A 6,495-nucleotide genomic window follows, 5' to 3' on the forward strand; every position below is an offset into this window, starting at 1 on the left:
CTATCTGCCCAGCGCCGCCACCCAGCGCCGGCGCCAGGCCGCTCTGCCCGATACGGCACAGGCGCAGGCGATCACCGCCGCCGCGGTCGCCGCCACCCCGTTCCGCGCCGATGCCTTCGCGCCGTTCCTGGCCGACCTGCAGGCCGCGCGCAGTGCGCCGCTGCTGACCGCGCGCGATCTGCATGGCACGCCGCTGGCGACCCCCGTCGGCGGCCTGCTGCTGGAGCGTCCGGACCGCACCACCGCACTGGTGTCGCTGACCGGGCTGCGCGATCCGGCGCAGCTGGCGCGCGCGGTGCAGGGCAGCGGCGCGCAACTGCTGGACCTGAAGGACGCCTCCGAGTCGCTGGTCGCCGCCTACCGCGGCCGCGTGCTCGCCGCGCTGGGCGTGGCCGCGGTGCTGCTGGCGCTGACCGTGGCGATCGCCTTGCGCACGCCGCGGCGCATCGTGCGCGTGCTGCTGCCGATGGCCCTGACCACGCTGCTGATCCTGGCGATCCTGCGCGGCTGCGGGGTCGAACTGAACCTGTTCCACCTGATCGCGCTGATCCTGGCCGCCGGCCTGGGCCTGGACTACGCGCTGTTCTTCGACCACGCCGGCGACGACCGCGCCGACCAGTTGCGCACCCTGCATGCGTTGATCGTGTGCAGCCTGATGACCCTGCTGGTGTTCGCGCTGCTGGCCGCCTCCAGCATCCCGGTGCTGCGCGCGATCGGCAGCACCGTGGCGCTGGGCGTGCTGTTCAATTTCGTGCTGGCGCTGCTGATTTCGCGCGAGACCGCCAGCGACACCCGGGAGAGCCGCCATGCACACTGAACCCTTGCACGGGCGCGACGCCATCGCCGCGCTGGTCCCGCACCAGGGCCTGATGTGCCTGTGGGAACAGGTGGTGGCCTGGGACGCGCAGCGCGTGGTGTTGCGCAGCGTTGCCCATCGCCAGGCCGCGCATCCGCTGCGCAGCGGCGATCGACTGCGCGCGCTGCACCTGTGCGAGTACGGTGCGCAGGCGATGGCGGTGCACGGTGGCCTGCTCGGTCGCGCCGCGGGCACGCCGGTGCGGCCGGGCATGCTGGTGGCGCTGCGCGGGGTGCAGTTGCACGTCGCCGAACTGCAGGATCTGCCGGGTCCGATCGAAGGCGAGGCCGAGGTGCTGCTGCAGGCCGAGGACAGCCAGCAGTACGCCTTCCGCATCAGCCATGCCGGGCAGTTGCTGGCCGAGGGTCGCGCGACGGTGATGCTGGGCGCGGCGTGACCGCGTAGGCGTCGACGGCGCTGCAGGCGCGGCGAGCGCCGCTTGCCGAGTATCCAGGCGTGGAAGGCGTCGGGACTGAAGTCCCTCCCACAGTGCACCCAGGCAATGCACGGGCACGTTCCTGCAGGTGCCGTTTCGCGGCGTGGTGGGCCATCGATCGTGGCGGGCTTCCACGATGACGCCCGCCCGCGGCCGCTGCGGCGTCGGGTGGTGTGCCCGCGATGCGCGACGAGTCGTTAGGATGGCGGCTCTGTCTCTCCGCCCAAGGAACCACGATGTCCCAGCCTGCATCCCCGCGCCGCGCCCTGGTCACCGGCGGCAGCGGCGATCTCGGTGGCGCGATCTGCCGTGCCCTGGCCGCGCAGGGCCTGCACGTGATCGTGCACGCCAATGCCAACGTCGCGCGGGCCGTGGCGGTGGTGGAGGCGATCGTCGCCGCCGGCGGCAGCGCCGAGGCGGTGGCGTTCGACGTGGCCGATGCGCAGGCCAGCGCGCAGGCGCTGGCGGCGCTACTGGAGGCCGGCCCGATCCAGGTGCTGGTCAACAACGCCGGCATCCACGACGACGCGCCGATGGCGGGCATGAGCGCGGCGCAGTGGCACAAGGTCATCGACGTTTCGCTGCACGGCTTCTTCCACGTCACCCAGCCGCTGCTGCTGCCGATGGCGCGCACGCGCTGGGGCCGCATCGTCAGCGTGTCCTCGGTGTCGGCGGTGCTGGGCAACCGCGGGCAGACCAACTACGCCGCGGCCAAGGCGGCGCTGCACGGCGCCAGCATGTCGCTGGCGCGGGAAATGGCCAGCCGCGGCATCAGCGTCAATGTGGTCGCGCCCGGCGTGATCCAGGGCGCGATGGCGGACAGTTCGTTCCCGCCGGAGGCGATCAAACAGATGGTCCCGGCCGGGCGCCCGGGCAAGCCGGAGGAAGTGGCCGCACTGGTCGCCTTCCTGTGCTCGGACGCGGCCGCCTACATCAACGGCCAGGTCATCGGCATCAACGGCGGCATGGGCTGACCGCCTCGAAAACGACGCGGCCGTTGCACCGCCATGCCGGCGGCGCAACGGCGGCGTGCGCTCAGCGGCAGACGAAGCTGGACGCCGCCTCCACGTCGCCGCCGACGTAGCGCGCCACCTGCGGATACGGGCACAGCGGACGGCTGCGCTGGCTGCTCCAGCTGGCCGGCACCTCGGCATTGGGCGCGGCGCTGCCGCTGCCGCGCGCGCTGGCGACGATCGCGTCCGGCGCCTGGCCCTGCTCGACCCAGGCCACCAGCGGGGTCAACGCGTCGAACTGGTCGGTGGCCGGCCCGCCGGCGCAATGCGCCATCGCCGGCACCGCGAACAGGCGTGCGTAGCTGGCGGCGTCGGCATCGGCGGTGCGCAGGCGGTCGTACCAGGCCGCGGTATCGGCGAAGGAGAAGATGCCGTCGCCGGTGCCGTGGTAGATCAGCAGCTTGCCGCCGCGCTTCTTCAGCGTGGTCAGCCGGGTCTCGTTCGGCGGGGTCATGTACGACCACGCGGATTCGCCAAAGGCGCCGGCCGTGGCGAAGATCTTCGGCGCGTCGCGGTCCATGTCGAACTGCAGCGCATAGTGCTTCAGGTCCTGCAGCACCGCCGGATCCTCCGGCGGGGTGACGAAGCCGAAGGCCACCGATCCGGGCACCAGGGTCAGCGAGGCGTCCTGTCGCCAGCCGGCCCAGTCGCCGCTGGCGATGCCCGGGTCGTAGGGAAAGGGCGCGTACAGCGGCGTGCCGGCGCTGTTGCGCGCGCCGGCGTGGATGGCGCCGAGCGCGCGCTTCTGCGCCGGGGTCAGGCATTGGCCGGTGCGCCCGGCGCTGCCGCAGGTGGCGACATCGCGGTTCAGGTCGAAGCGGCGCTGGCAGGCGAGCACGTCCTGCACCATGCCGTCGCGCACGCCGTCCAGCGCATCGCAGGTGGCGACGATGCGCTCGGCCACCAGGCTGCGCTCGGCGGCGGTCAGGCCGCTGCGCGTGTCGCTGCCGCCGGCCAGCGCCGCCAGTTGCTGGGCCGCGGCCAGATCCGCGATCGCCGCCTTGGGCAGATGGAACCCGGGGTCGCCGACCAGGATGCCGTCGTAGTCCTGCGCGTCGCGCGCGGCGGCGACCATGCCGTGGCGACCGCCGTTGGAGCAGCCGCCGAAGTAGCTGTAGTCCGGCGCCTTGCCGTAGGCGATCTGCACCACGCGCTTGGCCATCGGGGTCAGCGCCTGCACCGCCTGGTAGCCGTAGTCCAGGCGCGCCTGCGGATCGCGGCCGAACAGCGGGTTCTGCGCGTTGCTGTGCCCGGCATCGGAACTGATGACCGCAAAGCCCATGCGCAGCGGGTTGTCGCGCTGGCCGCCGCCGCCGATGTCGCCGAGCGCGGGGACCACGTTGCCGTCCAGGCCGCCGTTGGCCTGGTAGAAGAAGCGCCCGTTCCATGCCGCCGGCAGACGCATCTCGAAGCCGATCGCATAGGACTGGCCGTCGCTGCCGACGCGTTCGTGCATCAGCCCGGTGACCTGGCAGTGCGCGCCGATCGGCTGGCCGGCCACCTGCAGGGCGCCGGCCGCCACGCTGCGTACCGCGGTGAAGCGGGTGCCGGGATAGGCGAGCCGGCTCGCTAGCGCGTCGCACGACTGCTGCAGTGGTGCCGGCGAGGCCGGTGCGCGCGCGGTCGTCTGTGCTTGTGCGGTGGAGGCGGCGGCGAGAGCGGCCAGCGGCAGGGCCAAGGCGAGCAGCGTGGAGCGCATGGAATTCTCCTGGAGGGCGCGCCGGGCGCGGCGGGCCTGTGTCGCGCCGGGGGCGCCAGGGCGTCAACCGCCGCGCGTGCGAAAACCCGAATGCGCGGGCGGTATTCGCCCCATGTGACGCGTGCCGCGCAATTGCACGCTCGCCTGGCGCCTCGCGGCGGGGAAGCGAAGCGCGCGTTGTTGCAGGGCGGCATGGCCCTGCGCGTGGATCAGGCGGCGTCCGCGTACCAGGCCGGCGACAGGACCGGCAGCGGCGTTTGCGCGTCGCGGCATGCGTCCAGCAGGCCGTGGTCGGCCAGCGCCGGATGCTGCTGGCGGGCGCGTGCCAGGATCTCCCCGGCCAGTTCCGCCATGCGCGCGACGTTGCCGTGCAGGCGGGCGACGAAGGCGGCATCGTCCAGCCGGTCGCTCAGGGCGCGGTTGAGTTCGTGGAACCAGCCGATCAGGTACTGATCCAGCAGGCGTCCGTCGGCCACCGCCGCCGCCTGCGCACGGTTGGCCGCGCCCCAGTCGCGCAGCAGCGCCTGCATGCCCAGGTTGAGCGCGCTGGCCTGCTGCAGCGCCGGGCGCAGCCGGCCCAGCACGGCCAGGTCGGCGATGCGGTCGGTGCAGTACAGCGGCGCCAGCAGCGACCAGTAGTAGGTGTAGTCCCAGATCACCTTGACCGGCATCACCTGGGCATCGCCGAACAGCGGGTACTGGTCCTGGTAGAGGGTCAGGGTGTTCTCGTAGAACGAGAAGTACAGCTGCTGGTACAGCTCGGCGTAGGGCGCGATGTCGCGCCCGGCGCGGTCGCGCCCGATCAGTTCGCAGATGTAGGTGTTGCTGATGGCGATGAAGTCGCTGCCCGGCGAATAGAACGGATCCAGGAACACGCCGGCCTCGCCGGTCAGCGCCCAGCGCTGTGCCGAGAACACCTGCTTGCAGCCGTAGGAGAAGTCGCGCAGGAACAGGAAGTCCTGCACCGTGTGCTCGCTGCGCTCCAGCGTGCTGGCCACCTGCGGCTGGTGCGTGCGCAGCCAGTCCATCGCCTTGGCGTGGGTGTTCATGGTCTCCAGCGGATGCAGGGCGGCATCGCAGACGATGCCCAGCGAATGCGCGCCGGAGGACAGCGGGATCAGCCAGAACCAGTAGCCGGGGCCGCACATGTGGTTGGTCGAGCGCCAGCGGTCCGGCGGCGTGCAGCGCTGCAGCCAGGCGCTGTCCTGCGACCAGCCGTTGGGATCGACCAGCCCGTCCACCCGCCACCACACCGCGTTGGCCTGGTGCGCGTTGTCCTGGGCCAGGCCGAGCTTGCGCTTGAGCAGGCCGGCGCGGCCGCTGGCGTCGATCACCCAGCGCGCCTGCAGGCTGGCCTCGGCGCCGTCGCGGCTGTAGCGCACGCGGTGGTCGCCATCGTCCTCGGCCAGGTCGACGCCGCGCACCGTGCTGCCGTCGAGGAATTCCACGCCCAGGTCACGCGCGCGCTGCCCGAGGAAGTTCTCGAAGCGGCCGCGGTCGATCTGCCACGACGGGGTGGGCAGCAACTGGCTCACCCCCAGCTCGGTGCACTGGTCGATGTCGGTGCGCCCGTCGGAGAAGAAGAAGCGGAAGCCGAACTTGCGGATCTGTTCGGCATCCAGGTGCTCCCGCAGGCCCAGCACCTCGGCGAAGTAGTGCGCGCCGATCTCCACCGAGGACTCGCCGACCTTGAACGCGGCCTCGCGCACCGGGTGCGCGCGCCGTTCCAGCACGCGGATGCGCAGCTGCGGGTCGCGCTGGCGCAATTGCAGCGCCAGGGTCAGTCCGGCCAGTCCGCCGCCCAGAATCGCCACATCCGCCTGCGCTGCCTTCATGTCGTCTTTTCCTTGGCGACGGCCAGGGGGGCCGTGTCGAGGGTGCCGTCGATGTCGTCGATCAGCACCGGGTTGGCGCGGGTGCGCCGGTACTCGCGCACCACGTGCCCATAGGTCCACACCTGCACGATCACGTGCGAGGTGATCTTCCACAGATCGCGCACCAGCCGGAAGTGGCTCTTGCGGAACGTGCCCGGGGTCTGGTTGGCGTAGCGGGTCTCGATCGGCACCGCCACCACCCGTGCGCCGGCCTGGCGCGCCGCGGAGATCAGCAGTTGCGCCTCGAACACGAAGCCCTCGCCGGGCACGTCGGGCAGGGTGTAGACCGACTGCGGGTACAGGCGCTGGCCGCTCTGGCTGTCGACCAGGCGGAAGCCGCAGCCCCAGGCGATGCCCCAGTCGCCGAAATCGTTGCCGATGCGGCGGATCGGCGGCTGGCTGGCGCGCTTGCGCAGGCGCGCGCCCACGATCACGCAGCCGGGATGGCGGTTGGCCGCGGCCAGCAACCGCGGGAAGTCGGCGGCGCTGTGCTGGCCGTCGCCGTCCATGGTCATCACCGCGCGCGCGCCCTGGCGCTGCGCCTCGGCGAAGCCGCTGCGCAGCGCCGCGCCCTTGCCGCGGCGTTGCGGATGGCGCAGCAGGGTCACCGGCAGGGC

5 protein-coding genes and 1 pseudogene are annotated in these 6,495 nt (G+C 72.3%); 3 read left to right on the plus strand and 3 right to left on the minus strand.

Annotation, left to right across the window (positions count from 1 at the left end; genetic code table 11):
* The 3 genes and pseudogenes from D183_RS0113745 to fabG all read left to right on the plus strand — a co-directional run.
* Window positions 1-817 (plus strand): annotated as a pseudogene (locus D183_RS0113745) (MMPL family transporter); the annotation flags it as partial.
* Between the two features lie 4 nt (window positions 818-821).
* Window positions 822-1,253 (plus strand): phosphotransferase, encoded by a 432-nt coding sequence (locus D183_RS0113750; protein ID WP_017909511.1) that lies wholly within the window; start codon window positions 822-824, stop codon window positions 1,251-1,253.
* A gap of 275 nt (window positions 1,254-1,528) precedes the next feature.
* Window positions 1,529-2,266: a 3-oxoacyl-ACP reductase FabG gene (gene fabG / locus D183_RS0113755; protein ID WP_017909512.1), complete on the plus strand. Its 738-nt coding sequence runs from the start codon at window positions 1,529-1,531 to the stop codon at window positions 2,264-2,266.
* Window positions 2,267-2,327: 61 nt separating this feature from the next.
* Here the strand turns inward: fabG and D183_RS0113760 are convergent, their stop codons facing one another.
* From D183_RS0113760 to D183_RS24790, 3 genes are all read right to left on the minus strand, one after another.
* Window positions 2,328-4,004: a tannase/feruloyl esterase family alpha/beta hydrolase gene (locus tag D183_RS0113760; protein WP_017909513.1), complete on the minus strand. Its 1,677-nt coding sequence runs from the start codon at window positions 4,002-4,004 to the stop codon at window positions 2,328-2,330.
* Window positions 4,005-4,213: 209 nt separating this feature from the next.
* A complete protein-coding gene (locus D183_RS0113765; RefSeq protein ID WP_017909514.1) occupies window positions 4,214-5,839 on the minus strand; it encodes an NAD(P)/FAD-dependent oxidoreductase in 1,626 nt (541 codons plus the stop codon).
* Window positions 5,836-6,495, minus strand: a 660-nt coding sequence (locus tag D183_RS24790) for a glycosyltransferase family 2 protein (protein WP_017909515.1), incomplete at its 5' end; no start/stop codon positions are given. The genes D183_RS0113765 and D183_RS24790, both read right to left, overlap by 4 nt.

The sequence above is a fragment of the Xanthomonas sp. SHU 199 genome, from assembly GCF_000364665.1.
Taxonomy (GTDB): Bacteria; Pseudomonadota; Gammaproteobacteria; order Xanthomonadales; family Xanthomonadaceae; genus Xanthomonas_A; species Xanthomonas_A sontii.

Excerpts from the sequence above, each read along its gene's own strand:
- D183_RS0113765 (WP_017909514.1), bottom strand. The coding sequence starts at position 5,839 with ATGAAGGCAGCGCAGGCGGATGTGGCGATTCTGGGCGGCGGACTGGCC.
- fabG (WP_017909512.1), top strand. The coding sequence starts at position 1,529 with ATGTCCCAGCCTGCATCCCCGCGCCGCGCCCTGGTCACCGGCGGCAGC.
- D183_RS0113760 (WP_017909513.1), bottom strand. The coding sequence starts at position 4,004 with ATGCGCTCCACGCTGCTCGCCTTGGCCCTGCCGCTGGCCGCTCTCGCC.